The following is a 19,209-nucleotide window of genomic DNA, read 5'->3' on the forward strand; positions in this document are numbered from 1 at the left end:
AAATAGTGCCATCTAAAAAGACTTAGGAATATTAATTTTTCAGGTTATTTTATATTTTATTCAATAGCTCGTAGAACATTTTTATTTTCTTAAATGTCTATAATCATTCAATAATAAAACTTTCTTCTAGAAAATAGTTGGCTCTTAATTCAGCATTATTAATTTGTTTATGATACAAAATAATTTCAGGGAGTTGCTTTATTAGATAATTTCCTGTGTCCCACTTATTATTTTTATTTTCGTCAATAATAACTCGTATAGTATATTTTTTAGGTTGTAATAAATCGAAAACGATACCTTTTGAAGTTGCAGTAAATTGACGTTCTATAACTTTATCTTGCTTTTTTCCAGAAAGTAATTCAATAATTAAATTTTTAGAATTTATGTTGTTTACTTTTAAAGTGATTCTTCCGTAGTCATCAATTTCTTTGGTGCTAAAACTATATTTTAATGTATCATTTTTAACGGAGAAAACATCATTGAAGGCACCAGGTAAAGCTGTAAAAAGGTATTTCTCTTTTGGTTTTTTATCAAAAATAAATCCAACTTTATTCTCTTTTTTAGAAGGTATAGTGTTGTAGTTTATAGCAATTGTGTCTTTGTTAAAAAAACTTACTTTACTTGTGTCTATTTTTACAATAGGGTTGTTACTGGTTAAAAAGAAAGTATCTCTAAAATGAAGAATATTTTTTGTCGAAGATTTCATTACTAAAGAATCTAATTTTTTCTTTCTCAATTTCACCGTTAACGTATCTGAAAATTTATTATTGGCAATTACAAAATTTAAGGAATCTGCCTCGAAAGGAGTGAACCAAAAGTTTAAGGTATCTTTATCAACTTCGAATTTAGAAACACTTTTAAAATCATCCGGAACTTTAGAAAGTATTTTTATTTGCATATTTTTTCCAGCACCTTCAAAACCAAATTCTATTTTTCCTTTGGTAATTTCTTTTCCCCTTTTAAATTGATAAGGTTGTTCTTCTTTAAATAAAATGATGGGTTTTGTAATAATACTATCTTTGGGTAATTGAATGGTGTCCGTAAGAAAACCAATTTTATCAGTTTTTGGATTAAAAATATAATCGTTCAAAGATTCTTGCAAAGCCAACATTAAATACCTTCCCTTTCTAAGGTTTGTAAATTTAAAATTTATTGTATCAAGTGTGTTTGTGATGTAGTCGGGTTTCTTTTTATATACAATAGAATCATTAAAAGAGCTGTCTATTCTGTATAATAAAACGTTTATATTTTTAGGCGTTTCAAAAAGTTTTGCATCTTTTATATTTCCGGAGGTAGTTAAAGAGTCTATGTAAGTTCCAGTAGAAAATATATATTTAAAATTCTCTAATTTATTACCCTCATTATGATCCTCTACTGCATTTCCAAAATTAAAAGTATAAGTTGTATTTAGTTTTAAAGTATCAATAATTTCAATCTTTATAAATTCGCTAGGCGCACCTTGGGGAGAAATTAATGGAGGATTTTTCATTGGAGGTGAAACTACCAATTCTGTATTTAAATTTTTTAATGTAATGTATTCATTAAAGTCTATTTTAATTTCTTTCTTATTAAAATTTACACTTTCATAAGGTGGTTTTGCAGTAATAAACAAAGGAGCGTCTTCATCTTTTGGCCCACCTTCTGGTCTACCCGTTCTGGCACAGTTCGTAACAAAAATAAGTAACACGGATAAAAAAAGAAATCTATACACTATTCTCACAAAAAATAAATTAGATACAAATTAACAATTAATTTTTGAATATAAATTCATAAAATCTATTCTGTATACGCCATGGTTAAAATACTTATTTTGCAGTCCTTAGATTTTAAAAATTCTTTTGCACATGCTTCTAAAGTTGCACCGGTTGTGATCACGTCATCAATTAATAAAATATGTTTATGATTAAAAAATTCAGGATTTTTTAAAAGAAATTTTGTGCCAATATTATTGAAACGCTCAAAACGAGCTTTAAAAGTTTGGGTTTTGGTCGATGAGATTCTGATTAAATAATTTTCTAGAAATGGTGTATTTAGTTGTTTACTCAAAGTTTCACCAAATTTTGTTACTTGATTATAGCCTCTTTCTTTTAATTTTTTTGGATGTAAAGGCACAGGAATTATATAATCTACCTCTTTAAATCCTTTATTTTCACTCAAAATTTCCCCCAACCAATTACCAAAGAAAACCCCAATCTCTTCATTACCTTTGTATTTTAAATCATGAATTATTTTTTTTGTGATTCCTTTTTTTCTAAAAAAAAATAAAGAAAATACATTTTCTGTTAAAAACCGGCCATAAAAATTTTCTGAAATTTTGTTTTGTTTAAAATCCTGAAAATTAGTTAGTGGTAAGTCGTGTCTGCAAAGTGTACAAATAGTAGTTTCATTTTCTACTAGTTTTTGTTCACAAACAGCACATAGTTTTGGATAAAAAATATAGAATAAGTCTTTTAAAAGTCTCATCTTTACGTAACAATTTTTAAGTAATATACTTAATAAATAAGAGATTACCTTTGTCTAGCAGAATAAAATTTTTCAAAGAAGCATTAAAAAACTTAAAAACATTAGGCACTGTTATGCCAAGTTCAAGTTTTTTGTCAAAAAGAATGTTAAGAGAGATTGATTTTTCCCAAGCAGAGGTTATTGTTGAGTTGGGGCCTGGAAATGGTGCGATTACAAAGTATATTATAGAACAATTATCACCTATAGCAAGATTAATTTGTTTCGAAATTAATAATAATTTTTACAGTCAATTAAAAGAGCAAAAACATCCACAATTAATTGTGTTAAATATTTCTGCAGGAAAAATTGCAGATGAATTGAAAAAGTTAAATATTAAGAAAGTAGATTGTATTATTTCTAGTTTACCATTAACCATACTTCCTAAAGAAGTGTCAGAGGAAATTTTGTTGAAGGCTTTTGAGGTTTTAGAGGATAACGGCTCATTTATTCAATATCAATATAGTTTAAGTTACTTTAAAAAAGTGAAAAAAGTATTTCGAGAGTCTATTTCAGTAGAATTTGAACCTTTAAATATTCCTCCAGCATTTATTTATCGATGTAAAAAAGTCCAATAAATTTTCTTGAAAAACTTTAGCAAACACGTATCTTTGCCCTCATTATGGCAAAACAAGAAGATCAGTTTAAAAAAGTTTTATCGCATGCAAAAGAATATGGTTATGTATTTCAGTCTTCTGAAATTTATGATGGATTAAGCGCGGTTTACGATTATGCTCAAAATGGAGTTGAACTAAAGAAAAATATTAGAGATTATTGGTGGAAAGCAATGGTGCAAATGCATGAGAATATTGTGGGGATTGATGCCTCAATTTTAATGCATCCTACTACTTGGAAAGCTTCTGGTCACGTAGACGCATTTAATGATCCTTTAATAGATAATAAAGATTCTAAAAAACGTTATAGAGCAGATGTTTTAATTGAAGATTATTGTGCTAAAATTGAAGGCAAAATAAATAAGGAAGTGGCTAAAGCATCAAAACGTTTTGGTAATGCTTTTAATAAAGAAGAGTTTCTTGCTACAAATGGAAGAGTTGTTGGATACCAGGAAAAAATAAAGGCAATTTTAGCAAGAATGGGTGCGTCTTTAGAAAACGAAGATTTAGCAGATGTTAAGCTATTAATTGAAGAGTTAGAGATTGCAGACCCTTTAACAGGCTCTAGAAATTGGACAGATGTTAAGCAGTTTAATTTAATGTTTGGTACAAAACTTGGCGCATCTGCTGAGACCGCTATGGATTTGTATTTACGTCCAGAAACAGCACAAGGAATTTTTGTTAATTTCTTAAATGTTCAGAAAACAGGAAGAATGAAAATTCCTTTTGGAATTGCACAAACAGGTAAAGCATTTAGAAATGAGATTGTTGCTAGGCAATTTATTTTTAGAATGCGTGAGTTTGAGCAAATGGAAATGCAATTTTTTGTAAAACCAGGTACTCAAAAAGTTTGGTATGAGCAATGGAAGGAAACGCGTTTAAAATGGCATTTATCTTTAGGGATGGGAGCAGAGAATTATCGTTTTCATGATCATGATAAATTAGCACATTATGCCGATGCAGCTGCCGATATTGAGTTTAATTTTCCTTTCGGATTCAAAGAGTTAGAAGGAATTCATTCACGTACAGATTTCGATTTAAAAGCCCATGAGAAACATTCAGGTAAGAAATTACAGTATTTTGATCATGAGGAAAATAAAAGTTATACACCTTATGTAGTAGAAACTTCTATTGGTTTAGATAGAATGTTTTTAGCAGTCTTCTCAAATTCTTTAATTGAAGAAGAATTAGAAAACGGAACAACAAGGACAGTTTTAAAATTACCAGCAGTTTTGGCTCCTTTTAAGGCAGCGATTTTACCATTGGTGAAAAAAGATGGTTTGCCCGAAGTTGCGCGTAAAATTATGGAGGATTTAAAGTGGGACTACAACGTATATTATGACGAAAAAGATGCTGTTGGTAAGCGTTATAGGCGTCAAGATGCCGCTGGAACTCCATTTTGCATTACAGTAGATCATGACACTTTGGTAGATCACTGTGTTACGATAAGACATAGAGATACAATGGATCAAAAAAGAGTTGCAATTGTGGACTTAAAAGAAATAATACAAGCTGAAGTGGCCGTAAAGACTTGGTTGCAAAAAATGTAATTCAATTCTTTGAAGGTTGTTTTGCGTTCACAATAACTTCTAAACGAAATATTCAGTCAGAATTTTAGACATAAAAAAAGGTAGTAATTTTTAAATTACTACCTTTTTTATTATTTGCTTTTAACAGTTTTTAGTGTGTTAAAAGATAAATTATTATCCTAAAGTAACTCTTTTAAAAGCACTTACAGAAACATCTCCATATGTTTTAACATACTGTGCAACGTTTTTCTTTTCATCCTTAATAAAAGATTGATCTAAAAGACATTGTTCCATATCCAAAGTCGTATTGTCAGAAATGAATCTTTCCATTTTTCCTGGTAAAATTCTATCCCAGATTTTTTCTGGTTTTCCTTCAGCAGCTAATTCAGCTTTAGCAGCTTCTTCAGCTTTTGCTAAAATCTCATCAGATAATTGCGACATAGAGATATATTGAGGTACATTTTTCAATGTTTTACCCAATCTTCCTAATTCAATATTATCTTTTTCAATCACTGCTATTCTAGCTTCAGTTTCTGCAGCTACAAAAGCAGGGTCAAAATCTTTGTAAGACAACGTAGTTGCTCCCATAGATGCTACCTGCATTGCTAAATCTTTTGCTAAGTTTTCAGCATTATCTACAACAGCAGATAAACCAACTAAAGCAGCGATTTTACCAATATGAGTATACGCACCAACATAAGCAGCTTCGATTTTTTCAAAGGCAGTGATTTCTAACTTTTCTCCAATAACACCAGTTTGTTCAACTAATTTATCGGCAACTGTCATTCCACCAAAGTCAGCAGCTAAGAAAGATTCTTTACTGTCATAATCTAAAGCGATATCTGCGAATTGACCACCTAAGGCTACAAAAGAATCATTTTTCCCAACAAAGTCAGTTTCACAAGCCAAAACGATTGCTACACCTGAAGTTTTAGCATCATTAATTCTTGTTACAGCAACACCTTCGGTAGATTCTCTATCCGCTCTTTTAGCAGCAATTTTTTGACCTTTTTTACGCAAAATATCAATTGCTTTATCAAAATCACCACCAGCTTCAACTAATGCCTTTTTACAGTCCATCATTCCAGCTCCAGTAGCTTCTCTTAATTTTTTAACATCAGCAGCACTTACTTTTACTGTTTCCATGTTATTTTATATTTTAAAAGTTATAATTATTTTGTTTCTTTAGCAGAAGTTTCAGTAACTTCAGCTTTTGTTTCTTCAACTTTAGAAGTTGTTTCTTCAACTTTAGGAGCTGCTTTTTCCGCTTTAGGAGCTGCAACTTCTTTCGCTACTTTTACTTTTTCTTTGTCTGCTTTTCTATCTGATAAACCTTCTGCAACTGCATCGGTAACAAAAGATAATACTTTGTCTATAGACTTAGAAGCATCATCATTTGCAGGAATTACAAAATCAACTAATCTTGGATCAGAGTTTGTATCTACCATTGCAAAAATTGGAATGTTTAATTTTTGAGCTTCTGCCACAGCAATGTGCTCTTTCTTGATGTCAACTATAAATAATGCACCAGGTAAACGAGTCATGTCAGAAATTGAACCTAAATTCTTTTCTAACTTTTCTCTCTGACGATTAATTTGTAATTTCTCTCTTTTAGATAAAGCATCAAAAGAACCATCTTGCTTCATTCTATCAATATGAGCCATTTTTTTAACAGCTTTTCTAATAGTTACAAAGTTCGTTAACATACCACCTGGCCATCTTTCTGTGATGTAAGGCATGTTTACTGCTTTTGCTTTTTCTGCAACAATATCTTTTGCTTGTTTTTTAGTGGCAACAAATAAAATTTTACGTCCAGAGTTTGCAATCTTTTTTAAAGCTTCTGAAGTTTCTTCTATTTTAGCCGCAGTTTTATACAAATCAATGATGTGTACACCATTTCTTTCTGTATAAATATAAGGAGCCATGTTTGGATTCCACTTTCTAGTAAGGTGTCCAAAATGCACACCATTATCTAATAATTCTTGTATGTTTACGTTTGCCATTTTTTAAATGTGTTTACTTTCTGTTTTGAAATCAATATATAAGTAGTCTTTTAGGAGTCTTATATATTTAGATACTAAACTGTTTAATATTAATTGTATATAATAATAACAGTTCTCGATATAATAATTTACCCACCTTTCGACGAAGCTTAAGGTGATCGTAAAAACTATTAACGTTTCGAGAATTGGAATTTTTTACGTGCTTTTTTCTGACCGAATTTCTTACGTTCAACCATTCTTGGATCACGTGTTAATAAACCTTCTGGTTTCAAAATAATTCTGTGATCTGCATCAATAGAAACTAATGCTCGTGTAATTGCTAAACGAATTGCTTCTGCTTGTCCTGTAACTCCACCACCGTAAACATTAACTTTGATATCATAAGATTCTAAGTTTTCTGTTAACATTAAAGGTTGTTGTACTTTATACTGCAGAGTACCTGTTGTAAAGTAATCCTTATAGTCTTTTTTATTTACAGTAATGTTCCCTTTACCGTCTGTAAGATAAATACGAGCAACAGCCGTTTTTCTTCTACCTATTTTGTGAACTGTATCCATTATTTAAGATCGTTAAGATTAATAGCTTTAGGTGCTTGACCCGCGTGTTTGTGCTCAGTTCCTGCATATACATATAAGTTTCTGTATAGTGCTGCTCCCAAAATGTTTTTTGGTAACATTCCTTTAACTGCTTTCTCGATCAATCTTGTAGGATCTTTCTCAAACATTTCTGTTGCAGTTAACGATCTTTGTCCTCCTGGATACCCTGTGTGACGAATGTAAGATTTGTCTCTCCATTTGTTACCAGTTAAAACAATTTTTTCTGCGTTGATAATAACCACGTTGTCTCCACAATCTACGTGAGGAGTAAAGTTTGGTTTATATTTACCTCTAATTAGCTTTGCTACTTTAGAAGCTAGACGACCCAACGTTTGCCCGTCCGCATCAACTAAAACCCACTCCTTGTTTACGGTAGCGCTGTTTGCTGATACTGTTTTGTAACTTAATGTGTTCATAATTACACTATTAGTTTTTGTTTAATTAATAATTTCATTTTCCTTAAAAAAGGAGTGCAAATATAGTACTATTTATTTGTTTGGCAAATAGGTGTTTAGTTTTTTTATTGAACGTTTTTATTAGGAATAATTAACATATTCTTAAGAAAATAGAAAGGTATTTTTGATGCGCAAATAAATAGGTTATTCTCAATGATAAAATCAGTTAAAAATCAATGAAATTTTTTACTTCAATACTAGTATTTATTATTTTTTGTGGGGTTAATGCAACTGCACAAAAAATTAGGTTGAATAAAATTCAGAAGAGAATTTACACTACTAAAAAATTGGTAAAAACACCAATTATTGATGGAGGTATTTCCGAAGAAGCTTGGGATATTGTGGAGTGGTCTTCAGATTTTGTAGAAAAAACTCCAGATGAAGGAACTGAACCAACACATCAAACTCAATTTAAAGTTATGCATGATGCAAAGTATTTATACATTGCTATTCGAGCTTTTGATGACAATCCAGAATTAATTCAAAAACGATTATCGAGAAGAGATGGTTTTGCAGGAGATAGGGTAAATGTTATTATCGATAGTTATCATGATAAAAGAACTGCTTTTGTATTTACCACCACTGCTGCAGGGGTAAAAGGTGAGGAAATAGCTACGGGTAACGGAAGTAATTGGGACGATAGTTGGAACCCAATTTGGTATACAGATGCAAAAGTCGATGAGAGAGGGTGGACTGCAGAAATGAAAATTCCTTTTAGTCAATTGCGCTTTGGGAAAGTGAAAGAGCAGATTTGGGGGTTCAATGTAAATCGAACTATTTTTAGGAAAAACGAAAGGTCTCTATGGCAAAGAATTCCAAATGATCAGGCAGGTTTTATTAGTGAAGCAGGTGAGTTACATGGTTTAATTGATTTAGTTCCTCAAAAGCAATTGGAAATTCAGCCTTTTACAGCTGTACAATATGATTCTTACCCTGCAGAAATAGGAAACCCTTATAGAGACGGAAGCGATTTCAAAATAAATGGCGGTTTAGACGCTAAAATTGGAATTACAAACGATTTGACTTTAGATTTAACTATCAATCCAGACTTTGGTCAAGTAGAGGCAGATCCTGGAGCTATTGCTTTAGATGGCTTTCAGATTTTTTTTAATGAACAAAGACCTTTTTTTGTAGAGAATAAAAACATCTTTGATTTTGAGTTCGCAAACGGGCAAGACAATCTTTTTTACAGTAGAAGAATTGGTCGAAATCCGCACAGAAACTCCAATTTAGCAATTGGAGAATATGCTAAAGAACCAATTAATTCAGCGATTTTAGGCGCAGCAAAATTTTCAGGAAAAACCCAAAATGGATGGTCTATAGGTGTTCTAGAAAGTGTTACTGCAAATGAATATGCAGAGATTAGGAGAGTAAATGGTACTAAAAGAGAGGAGATTGTAGAGCCTTTAACGAATTTTTTTGTAGCGAGAGCTCAGAAGGATTTTAATGAAAGAAACTCTTTTATTGGAGGAATTTTTACAGCAACAAACAGAAATTTAGATGGTAATTTTTCAGAATTGCATAAAGCGGCTTATTCTGGAGGTATTGATTTTAGGCATACATGGCGAAATAGAGGCTACTACATTGAAGGAAATGCAATAATGAGTCATGTTTTAGGAAGTGAAGAAGCGATAGAAAAGACCCAGCTTTCTATGGCTAGATTGTTTCAGAGAGTAGATGCTACTCATGTAGAATTAGATCCTACTCGAACTTCTTTAACGGGCTCGGGAGGTAGAATTGAAGTAGGAAAACAAGGTGGTGGAAATTGGCGATATAATATGGGTGTTGTTTGGCGTTCTCCAGAATTAGAATTAAATGATGTTGGTTTTTTGCGCCAAACAGATGAAATAATTCAATTTTCAGAAATTCAATATTTATGGCAAATCCCTACAAAAACATACAGAGATATTAACTTTCAATTAGAACAATATGCAACATTTGATTTTCAAGGAAATCAAAATAATATGCAATATAAAGCGGAAGTAAATGTTAATTGGATTAATAATTGGTCAACTGAATTAGGTCTTGGACATAAACCTTTGAGTTATGAAAATGCATATTTAAGAGGTGGTCCCCGCTGGCGTTATGCTGATAAGAATTTTCTGTATTTTTTCTTTGGATCAGATAAAAGTAAAAAGATGAGTTTTACTGCGGGTTATATAGATCGCAAAACAGAAGAAACTGTAAATGATTTAAAAAAATATATTTTTAAATTAGACTATCAACCTTTTGATGCTTTAAGCATTTCCTTAAACACGGAGTTTGAAAAAATTATTGATAAAACTCAGTATATAACAACAACAGATTTTGGGAATCAAAAAAGATATATTTTGGGCGAAATTGATAATCAAAGTTTATCAACAACTTTGCGTTTAAATTATAGTATCAACCCAAATATGTCTATTCAGTTTTATGGTCAACCTTATATTTCCAGAGGAAGATATTCTAATTTTAATTTTGTAAATCAATCCACTGCTGCGCGTCTAGAAGATAGAATTTCTATGTTTAGCCAAACTCAAATTTCATTCATGAACGATGTCTATAATATTGATGAAAACTTAGACGGAAATACAGATTATACTTTTAATAAACCTGATTTTTCTTTTGTGCAATTTCGCACAAACTTAGTGGCTAGATGGGAATATATACCTGGTTCTGAATTGTTTTTTGTTTGGGCAAGAGGTGGGGTAACTTTTGATGATCCCAGAAATTCTTTAACAAGAAGTTTACGAGATCAAATTACAAATAATAAATTGCAAGATACCTTTTTAATAAAGGCAACGTATAGATTTGTAAGATAAAAATCAGTTGATTAATTATATCAATCGATTAACTTTAAAGATGATGCAACAAATTTGTTATTCTCTATTTGTCCAGTTATTTCTCCTCTTCTAATAACTTCACAAAAGCCAGTTTTTTCATCGTGAGCGTCACCGAAATCATCAATTTCAAAACCTTCCACAAAGTATGCTTTGTTATCTATTCTGATTGCTAAATCACATCCATTTTTACTATCTAGGTCAAACTGACATTGTCCACAAGAAATCTCTGCTACCTGTTTTATTTCTTTTTTGTTTGAACAAGAAGCTAAAATCAATAAACTTAAAACGATTAATTTTTTCATAATTTCTAATTTTAAATAGTTTTTTATCAATTCATTTATCAATTGCTTTCGAGAATATTTTGACTTCACGAAAGCTCAATTTGATGGTTTTTTAACGTTCTTAAAACTTAAAATATTGTAAGGCTAAAAGTTGCCGATTTTAACTGTCAATTAAATCTTATTTTCCTCCCCAAGAATCTCGTAAGCCAACAGTTTTGTTAAATACTAGGTTTTCTGCAGTAGAATCATCATCTACATTAAAATAACCTAAACGTTGAAACTGAAAACGTTCTCCAATTGCAGCAGTTTGTAAACTTGGTTCTACAAAGGCAGTAATTACTTCTAAAGAATTCGGATTTACAAACTCCATATAGTCCTTGTCTTTATGAGAGTCTGGCGCTTCATCTAAAAATAATCTATCATATGCTCTCACTTCAGCTTTTACAGCATGTTTTACAGAAACCCAGTGCAAAGTACCTTTTACTTTACGTTTGCTTTCTTCAGTATCCATTCCAGATTTTGTTAACGGATCATACGTACAGTGTATCACTGTAATTTCTCCATTTTCATCTTTTTCGCAACTGGTAGCTGTAATAAAGTAGGCGTTTTTTAAACGAACTTCTTTACCTAATTTTAATCGAAAGAATTTTTTATTTGCTTCTTCTCTGAAATCTTCACGTTCTATATAAATTTCTCTAGAAAAAGGAACTTCTCTACTTCCAAAACCTTCTTCGTAATCATTATAATTAGCATCTAATATTTCCTCTTTACCTTCAGGATAGTTATCAATAATTACTTTTACAGGATCTAAAACGGCCATCACCCTTTTGGCAGTCTTATTTAAGTCTTCACGAATCTTAAATTCTAAAAGCGCCACATCAATTACATTTTCACGTTTAGAGACTCCAACAGTTTCTATAAAACTTTTTATTGAATTTGGCGTGTAACCGCGTCTTCGTAAGCCAGATATTGTTGGCATTCTAGGATCATCCCAACCGGTAACATTTCCATTTTCAACTAAAGTTAACAATTTACGTTTACTCATAATTGTGTAACTCAAGTTCAAACGAGAAAATTCACGTTGTTTTGGTGGATTAGGATATTCAGATTTGCTAAAATTATAGACATTATCTCTGAACCAATTGTACAACTCTCTATGAGGCTTAAATTCTAAAGAACACAAAGAATGTGAAATTTGTTCAATATAATCGCTTTCGCCATGCGTCCAATCATACATTGGGTAAATGCACCAATCACTACCAGTTCTGTGGTGAGATTTAAACATAATTCTGTACATCATCGGATCCCGCATTAACATATTGGGGCTTTCCATATCAATCTTTGCGCGCAAAGTATGTTCGCCTTCCTTAAATTTTCCGTCTTTCATTCCTTGAAATAGTTCCAAGTTTTCTTCCACAGACCTATTTCTAAAAGGACTATTTGTTCCAACAGAAGTTGGCGTGCCTTTCTGCACTCTCATTTCTTCTGAAGATTGAGAATCTACAAAAGCTTTTCCGTCTTTAATCAATAAAATTGCCCAATCGTACAACTGTTGAAAATAATCTGAGGAATAACATTCATTTGCCCAAGAATATCCCAACCAAGAAATATCTTTCTTAATTGCATCTACATATTCTTGTTCTTCTTTTGCTGGGTTTGTATCATCAAAACGCAAGTTTACAGGTGCATTGTATTTTTCACCCAAACCAAAACTAATTCCAATTGCCTTAGTGTGACCAATATGCAAGTATCCATTAGGTTCTGGGGGAAACGAAAACGTAAATTTTCTTTTAACATTCCACTTGTTAAATCTTCTTCAATAATTTGCTCTAAAAAATTGAGCGATTTTTTCTCTTCAGACATAAATTTATAGGAAAAAATTAGGTTACAAAATTACATAAAATACTTTATAGCAATTGAGTCTTTGTAACAAATTCGTAAATTGATCATCTAATAAGTAAATACAATAAATTATGAGCGATCAAATAAGGAACTATACATGCCCAAAATGCGAGTGTAAAACATATAAAATTGGGGAATTACGAGCAACTGGAGGAACACTCTCAAAAATTTTTGATATTCAAAATCAGAAATATACTAGTGTAACTTGCGAAAGATGCACGTATACGGAATTTTACAAAACCAAAACGAGCGCAATTAGTAATGTTTTCGACTTTTTTACGAGTTAATTTTTGGGTGTTACTTTATTCTGAAAGCATTCAGAATTAAAGTCGTGCTTTCCATTATATCTTTTTTTCATTCTTTAAAAAAGGATGTCATTTCAATCACTAACACGAGCCTTTTTGTACGTTAAAATTTTCTAAAAAGCCAATTTAGTATTTGTTTTTTGTCGTAATTTCGCATTATGAATAAAGACGGTGAAAAAAAACCAGATTTGGTTGTTTTTAATGAAGAAACACAAAAATATGATGCTGCTTTAAAACCTTACGGAACATCCGCAAGTTCGCCGGTAATCAAACCTACGAATACGGCTACTTGGACAGCAGATGGTGTAAGGCGCGTAAACAAAATACTTAAAGGAAAATTTGATGAAGTCAAAAAAGAGTATGAATTATTGATGGAAAAATTTCAATATAATGACATGCTTTACAATGCTAAATTTGGCTTTGAACCTATTATAGGTGAAACGTATCATCTCTACAATAATAAAAAAGAGGAATTGTTTTTATCCATTATTGAACCTAATCAATGGGACCTTGAGTTTAAAGGATCTTTTAGATTAAATTCTGATAAAATGTGGGAAAAAGTTGAGGTGATTTCAAAGAATGAAGAATAAATGGGAATTATACAAGTAAATAATATTAAACTCTATGCATTTCACGGATGTTTAGAAGAAGAATCAAAAATTGGGTCTGATTATAGGGTAGATTTTGAGGTAAAAGTTGATTTAAAGAAATCTGCAAAAACAGATGAACTTTCAGATACCGTAGATTATGTGCATTTGAATCATATTGTAAAAGAAGAAATGGCAATTCGTTCTAAGTTATTAGAAGAAGTTGCGCAACGTATCTTAGATCGTTCCTTTAAAGAGTTGAGAATGATACGAAGAGCAAAAATTTCTGTAGCTAAACTAAATCCACCAATTGGAGGAAATGTGGAGGAAGTAGTTATTATTCTTACAAAAAAAAGATAATTCTTTGTGTTATGAATCTAAATTAAGTTACTGCTCCTTCATTAGATTTATCCAAAGCTATCTCCTTTTATCAAAAGTTAGGGCTAGAACTTATCGTTGAGGTTTTGCCGCATTATGCAAGATTTAGTTGTCCAGACGGTAACTCAACTTTTTCTATTCATAAAGTAGAAGAATTACACAAAGGAGAAGGGGTTCATGTTTATTTTGAATGCGAAGACCTAGATAAAAAAGTAGCCGATTTAATTGAAAAAGGAATTCAGTTTGACGAAAAACCAAATGATAAGTTTTGGCTATGGCGTGAGGCTAGATTAAAAGATACAGATGGTAATCAATTAATTTTATTTTATGGTGGAGAAAACAGAATAAACCCACCTTGGAAAATCAAAACATAAAAAATACTTGTAGTACTTGTAAATTTGATTAAATTTGCACACTCTAAGAGAATAAGGTGTCTTGGCCGAGTGGCTAGGCAATGGTTTGCAAAACCATGTACAGCGGTTCGAATCCGCTAGACACCTCTTTAAAAAACCTCAATAAGCTAATAATAAGCGAGTTGAGGTTTTATTTTATTATAATATGTACGATTTTTGTATGACTGGTAAGGTTTTATTCTTTTTTAATGTATAATTAAAATAAAAAAAAAGATTGTTTTTAAGGCTTCATTCCGTGCATTTGTTACATTCTATTGATCTTTAAGCTCATTAAGTGTCTTGATCTGAAATATGGGTACAGTTTAAAATTGAATTTAGCAATTTTTTACACTAATTGTTGGGTGCTTTTATTTCTTGTTTATAGCTTTAATTATTCTATCTTCCTTTATTAAAACATCTTTCATTAAAAGTTGATATGGAAATTGTTTATGTTTTGAATTCTTAAATGCTTCAAGTATTTTTAAAAGTGAAGAAGACGTTATTAATGATAAATTTAATTCAAAATCAATATCACAATCGTTTACAAACTCATCGCTAAAATCTGGCGCAACTAATAATGATTTTACGACATTGTGTCCGTTTCCAGTTGCTAAATCAATGTACGATTTCATTTGGCGAGTTACTGAACTAAATTTATTGTAACCGCTTTCTTTTACAGTTTTACACTCAATAATTATTAAGCCATTATCATCTAAATTTAAAACAAGATCAATTTTATTCTTTTTAGTATTAAGTTTCTTTTTTAAATCCTCATCTACGTTAAATCCAAGTTTTTCAAATACATCTTTTGTAATGTCCTCGAATTTTATACCTAATTCAGCCTCTTTTAAGCTAATACCATTCTCTTTTAGTGCGTTCAAGTTTCTAAATCCTATATTTTCATAGTTTTCAATAAATAAATTATCAGCATCTTTATAACCATCAAGAATATTTAAAATAGAATTACCTCTTTTCTTTAAGTTGTATTTTTCGCAGAAAACAAGAAGTTCTTTTTTATCAATTATGTCAAGTATATCTCTGGGTTTAATATTGAAATCTAATAGATATTCACTTTTTAATACAAATTCATCTTGCATTTCAAATTCTGCTCGAATAGTTTTATTTAGTTTTGGAATAGTTTCGTTTAAATCAGTAAGTAATTGACCATATCCATCTATTGAAATTCCAACTTTTTCATCTTTTTCAATTTCATCGAAATACGCAATTAAATTGCCTATTTTTTCTTCTAAAGTTGTACCTTTCAAGTTACCTGACATTTCAAATCCGTTACTCCAAATTTCATTAACAAATTTTTTCTTTTCAGTTAATGAAGTACCATCTTTATGAAGTTCATTTGATAATAATTTTGAGAATGAGATACCTTCGTTAATGATATTCTTTATTTTTTCATCAAGTGACAGTTTAATATCGATATTATGATTTCTGCACACAAGATTAATTTGCGGTTCTCTTAATAGTTTTAAAAATCTACGATAAAATTTGTCAGCAACTTGTTTTTTACGAATTTTTCTTAAAACTCTTACAATTTCGTCTGCAACATAAACTTGTCTATTTTTCTTGGAGTAAAAAATCAAACCTATAGCTTTCAAGTCGTTAATAACTTGCTCTATTTGTAATTTAACAGGCGGAATTACAATGTAATTTATTAATTTAATTTCTTCTTGTGATAATTCAAGTTCATTTGATAAAGTTAATAAAATAGATAATTCATCATTTGTTATTTTTGTATCTCTATTACTCACATTATCGTTAAAATAAGCTGTATTTACACAGGCTTTATAAACTAAATAATCACGTTTTCTTTGAATGTTAATATCTGATTTATCGTTATCAAGTTTTTTAATTAATTCACTTGTTTTGTTCTTTATGCTTTTAATTTCTTTTTCGTAAAGATTTACAAACCAATCTTCTTTAATGAGATTATGTCCATCTCGGATAATAATATCAATTAAAATATCTAATTGAGAAGTTGTATTAACAAATTCTTGTTTTATTATTTCCGTAAATTCATCCGTTATTAAGTTAAAAACTTTTGCAATATTTATATTATCAATATCCTTTAATTTATTGTTATTATCTGATAATATTTTATCTATTTCTTTATAATTACTCGGGTGATTTGAAATTATATTATCAATGATTTTTAAAAATGAGTTCTTTTCGAGTGAATTTAAATTATCTAATATTTTTTCTAATTTCATAGTTCTTTGTTTTTATAAAGTAATTTATCAATTTTTTTTTCTAATGAATCAATTTTGGTTTCAAGTTCATCGTTATTGTCACTAACCATAGCATCAACGAAAATTGAATTTACAAGAGATAACCCAAAGATTCCTCCAGAGATTACAACAAAGATAAAGTACAGATATGTGAAAAATGATGTTGTAGATGATAAGTTTTGCGTTATTAAGTCTGGAACTTCATACCAACCCTCAACTGTGAAAATCTTAAATGTAGTATAAAGAGAATTTAACGGATTTCCGAAATATTCTGGTGAAACACCTTTAAAAAGATAGAAGGATAAAATACTTATTATGAATATGTAAATTATAAATCCAATAAAAACGAAAACAGATGCTTTTAATGCTCTTTTAATTCCTTTAACTAGGTGTTCTATTCCTGGAATAAACTTTAAAAATCGAAATGATTTAAAAACTCTCATAACTCTAAAAACAAGCAAGAAGCTTAAATTTGTAATTTCAAAATTACCGAGAAATGCTATTAATGCAGGAAGTGATAATACTATTAAGACAAAATCAAATTTCCTCCAATTTGATTCGAAATAACCTTTTATTCCGAATTCTTTAAATTTTATTATTAATTCGGTAATGAAAAGAACCGTTATTATATTGTCAGTTATAGTGAAAATAAATTTTTTATCTGAAGACATTCCAAATCCATTCGCAAATATTGTTATTGCATTTATCAGAATTAATAGAAGTATGAATTTGTCGTTTAGAAATAGTTTTTTAATCATTCTATATTTTCTTCTTTTTTATAGTGGCTTTTTTCAAAGTTAAAAAAAAAATTGTTTTTAAAGTTTCATTTCGTGCATTTGGTACATTTAATTAAAACTAACTTTTATTAAAGATCCGTTAATTAATCATTAATTGTTAGATATGGCAATGGTTTAGTTTTTAATAAACTTCTTTATTGTCTCTTTTAAACCATCTTTAATACGAATTAGATAAACTCCATTTGGTAATGATTTTACAGCTACTTTATTTGAAGTCATTGCAGACATTACTTCTTTTCCTAATAAATTGTAAATATTAATATTTACTGGGTTTTCAATTCCATTTATAAATAGAAAATCTTTTGTAGGGTTTGGATAGAGAGTAACTAAAGTATATTCTGAATCTACTGTACTTGCAATAGAGCAGTCTAATCCTTCATCTTCTATATTCCAGTTATAAGTCATAATTAAAGTTTGCCTTTCTAGTACGGAATTGCAATAACTTAAACCTCTAGCTCCTAAAGTAACGTTTTGTTTTAATTGTATTGAAGACCAACCTTTTAAAATAGCATCATAGTTTTCAATAGATATGTTAGTATTGTCTAACATTTCGTTCATATTAGTAACACTACTCACATCCCAAGCACCGATGTCTTAGTTAAAAGAATTTGCGTTAGAAAACATACTATTCATATTCATAACACTACTCAAGTCCCAAGAACTTATATCTGAGTTGAAAAAAGTTGCGTTATAAAACATACGATACATCATCGTCAGACTACTCGTATCCCATTGGCTTATATCCGCATTGAAAAAAGTTGCGTCGTAAAACATATCGTTCATAACAGTCACATTGCTCACATCCCAAGCACCTATATTTTGGTTAAAAGAAGATGCAATTTTAAACATACTTTCCATATTAGTCACATTGCTCACATCCCAACCACCTATATCTTGATTAAAAGAATGTGCATTATTAAACATACCTCCCATATTAGTCACTCTACTCACATCCCAATCACTTATGTTTTGATTAAAATCATGAGCATGGATGAACATGCCACTCATATCAATCACACTACTTACATCCCAATCACCTATATCTTGATTAAAATCATAAGCATACATGAACATAGCAATCGTATAGGTTACACTACTTACATCCCAAGCACCGATGTCTTGGTTAAAAGAGGATAGGGAAAACATACGGCTCATATCGGTAACACTGGTCACATCCCAAGAAGCAATATCTTGGTTAAATGCAATTGTCGTACCGACAGTACCCGAAGAAAACATACCATACATATTAGTAACATTGCTCACATCCCAAGAACTGATATCGCCATTAAATGCCGATGCATCTTTAAACATTTCCTTCATATTAGTAACACTACCCATATTCCAAGTGTTTAAATCTTGATTAAATGAGGTCGCTCTCTCAAACATACCATACATATTAGTAACATTGCTCACATCCCAAGAACTGATATCGCCATTAAATTTGAATTTCTGCCAAAATGCACGATTCATGTTAGTGACCTTACTAACATCCCAACCTGGCATAGAACCATACTCACTGTCACTGCATAAGCCATCTGTTGGGTTGGTTATTAAACAGGTGTTGATTGCAGTTTGAAAGTTGGCATCTGTAATTGGTGTCTGTGAATACACAAACGAGGTAAAAGCGAAAAGTAAGTAGAATAGTTTTTTCATAGCATTTTTTTTTAATTTAAACTTCGAAAGTAGTTACTATTATAAAAGTATTTTATGATATAAATCATTGATGAAATTTTAATTATTTAAGTAATAGCAACAAGTTATTTTAAAATTCAGATTATAAGCATAAAGACAACTACCCAAAGCAATATT

The 19,209-nt window shown here is 30.4% G+C and carries 17 protein-coding genes, 1 tRNA gene and 2 pseudogenes; 8 read left to right on the plus strand and 12 right to left on the minus strand.

Annotated elements, in window-relative coordinates:
• Window positions 1-103: 103 nt before the first annotated feature.
• Complete coding sequence (locus ATE90_RS00580; protein WP_235317670.1) at window positions 104-1,687, minus strand: Ig-like domain-containing protein; 1,584 nt, start codon at window positions 1,685-1,687, stop codon at window positions 104-106.
• An 89-nt stretch (window positions 1,688-1,776) separates the two neighbouring features.
• The gene (locus tag ATE90_RS00585) at window positions 1,777-2,463 is read right to left on the minus strand and encodes a ComF family protein (protein WP_036782640.1); all 687 of its coding nucleotides are present in this window, start codon (window positions 2,461-2,463) and stop codon (window positions 1,777-1,779) included.
• Between the two features lie 143 nt (window positions 2,464-2,606).
• On the opposite strand from ATE90_RS00585, the gene ATE90_RS00590 reads away from it, so the two are divergent.
• Together ATE90_RS00590 and ATE90_RS00595 are read left to right on the plus strand one after the other, a co-directional pair.
• Complete coding sequence (locus tag ATE90_RS00590) at window positions 2,607-3,077, plus strand: class I SAM-dependent methyltransferase (RefSeq protein WP_254712290.1); 471 nt, start codon at window positions 2,607-2,609, stop codon at window positions 3,075-3,077.
• Between the two features lie 44 nt (window positions 3,078-3,121).
• Window positions 3,122-4,663 (plus strand): glycine--tRNA ligase, encoded by a 1,542-nt coding sequence (locus tag ATE90_RS00595; protein WP_036782647.1) that lies wholly within the window; start codon window positions 3,122-3,124, stop codon window positions 4,661-4,663.
• Between the two features lie 153 nt (window positions 4,664-4,816).
• Here ATE90_RS00595 and tsf read toward each other — a convergent pair whose 3' ends face one another.
• From tsf to rplM, 4 genes are all read right to left on the minus strand, one after another.
• The gene (gene tsf, locus ATE90_RS00600; RefSeq protein ID WP_036782650.1) at window positions 4,817-5,788 is read right to left on the minus strand and encodes a translation elongation factor Ts; all 972 of its coding nucleotides are present in this window, start codon (window positions 5,786-5,788) and stop codon (window positions 4,817-4,819) included.
• A gap of 26 nt (window positions 5,789-5,814) precedes the next feature.
• Window positions 5,815-6,645, minus strand: coding sequence for a 30S ribosomal protein S2 (gene rpsB / locus ATE90_RS00605; protein WP_036782655.1), 831 nt, complete (start codon window positions 6,643-6,645; stop codon window positions 5,815-5,817).
• A gap of 170 nt (window positions 6,646-6,815) precedes the next feature.
• A complete protein-coding gene (gene rpsI, locus ATE90_RS00610; RefSeq protein ID WP_036782658.1) occupies window positions 6,816-7,202 on the minus strand; it encodes a 30S ribosomal protein S9 in 387 nt (128 codons plus the stop codon).
• Window positions 7,202-7,657: a 50S ribosomal protein L13 gene (gene rplM, locus ATE90_RS00615; RefSeq protein WP_036782661.1), complete on the minus strand. Its 456-nt coding sequence runs from the start codon at window positions 7,655-7,657 to the stop codon at window positions 7,202-7,204. The genes rpsI and rplM overlap by 1 nt, the downstream gene beginning before the upstream one ends.
• Window positions 7,658-7,872: 215 nt before the next feature.
• Here rplM and ATE90_RS00620 point away from each other — a divergent pair, with 215 nt between their 5' ends.
• Window positions 7,873-10,497 (plus strand): DUF5916 domain-containing protein, encoded by a 2,625-nt coding sequence (locus ATE90_RS00620; RefSeq protein ID WP_101450579.1) that lies wholly within the window; start codon window positions 7,873-7,875, stop codon window positions 10,495-10,497.
• 20 nt (window positions 10,498-10,517) lie between these two features.
• Here the strand turns inward: ATE90_RS00620 and ATE90_RS00625 are convergent, their stop codons facing one another.
• Window positions 10,518-10,820, minus strand: a complete 303-nt coding sequence (locus ATE90_RS00625) for a DUF6370 family protein (protein WP_036787941.1) — start codon at window positions 10,818-10,820, stop codon at window positions 10,518-10,520.
• Window positions 10,821-10,977: 157 nt separating this feature from the next.
• A pseudogene (locus ATE90_RS00630) lies at window positions 10,978-12,662 on the minus strand (glutamine--tRNA ligase/YqeY domain fusion protein).
• A gap of 110 nt (window positions 12,663-12,772) precedes the next feature.
• On the opposite strand from ATE90_RS00630, the gene ATE90_RS00635 reads away from it, so the two are divergent.
• The 5 genes and pseudogenes from ATE90_RS00635 to ATE90_RS00655 all read left to right on the plus strand — a co-directional run bounded on the left by ATE90_RS00635 (window position 12,773) and on the right by ATE90_RS00655 (window position 14,471).
• The gene (locus ATE90_RS00635; protein ID WP_081958125.1) at window positions 12,773-12,988 is read left to right on the plus strand and encodes a zinc ribbon domain-containing protein; all 216 of its coding nucleotides are present in this window, start codon (window positions 12,773-12,775) and stop codon (window positions 12,986-12,988) included.
• Window positions 12,989-13,164: 176 nt separating this feature from the next.
• A complete protein-coding gene (locus tag ATE90_RS00640; RefSeq protein ID WP_036782670.1) occupies window positions 13,165-13,596 on the plus strand; it encodes a DUF2452 domain-containing protein in 432 nt (143 codons plus the stop codon).
• On the plus strand, window positions 13,597-13,953 hold the full coding sequence (gene folB / locus ATE90_RS00645) for a dihydroneopterin aldolase (protein ID WP_036782672.1): 357 nt from the start codon (window positions 13,597-13,599) through the stop codon (window positions 13,951-13,953). It begins immediately after the preceding gene.
• An 11-nt stretch (window positions 13,954-13,964) separates the two neighbouring features.
• Window positions 13,965-14,345: pseudogene (locus ATE90_RS00650) on the plus strand (VOC family protein).
• Between the two features lie 55 nt (window positions 14,346-14,400).
• Window positions 14,401-14,471, plus strand: a tRNA-Cys gene (locus tag ATE90_RS00655).
• A 260-nt stretch (window positions 14,472-14,731) separates the two neighbouring features.
• On the opposite strand, the gene ATE90_RS00660 is transcribed toward ATE90_RS00655, so the two are convergent.
• The 4 genes from ATE90_RS00660 to ATE90_RS00675 form a co-directional block, all read right to left on the minus strand.
• The gene (locus tag ATE90_RS00660; protein ID WP_052107469.1) at window positions 14,732-16,585 is read right to left on the minus strand and encodes a restriction endonuclease; all 1,854 of its coding nucleotides are present in this window, start codon (window positions 16,583-16,585) and stop codon (window positions 14,732-14,734) included.
• The gene (locus tag ATE90_RS00665; RefSeq protein ID WP_036782674.1) at window positions 16,582-17,361 is read right to left on the minus strand and encodes an ion transporter; all 780 of its coding nucleotides are present in this window, start codon (window positions 17,359-17,361) and stop codon (window positions 16,582-16,584) included. The genes ATE90_RS00660 and ATE90_RS00665 overlap by 4 nt, the downstream gene beginning before the upstream one ends.
• Window positions 17,362-17,514: 153 nt before the next feature.
• Entirely contained in the window at window positions 17,515-17,949 is a 435-nt protein-coding gene (locus ATE90_RS00670; protein WP_180335160.1) for a T9SS type A sorting domain-containing protein, read from the minus strand.
• A 45-nt stretch (window positions 17,950-17,994) separates the two neighbouring features.
• Complete coding sequence (locus ATE90_RS00675) at window positions 17,995-19,053, minus strand: BspA family leucine-rich repeat surface protein (protein ID WP_101450583.1); 1,059 nt, start codon at window positions 19,051-19,053, stop codon at window positions 17,995-17,997.
• Window positions 19,054-19,209: the final 156 nt, after the last annotated feature.

Source organism: Polaribacter sp. Hel1_33_96 (assembly GCF_002846595.1).
Taxonomy (GTDB): domain Bacteria; phylum Bacteroidota; class Bacteroidia; order Flavobacteriales; family Flavobacteriaceae; genus Polaribacter.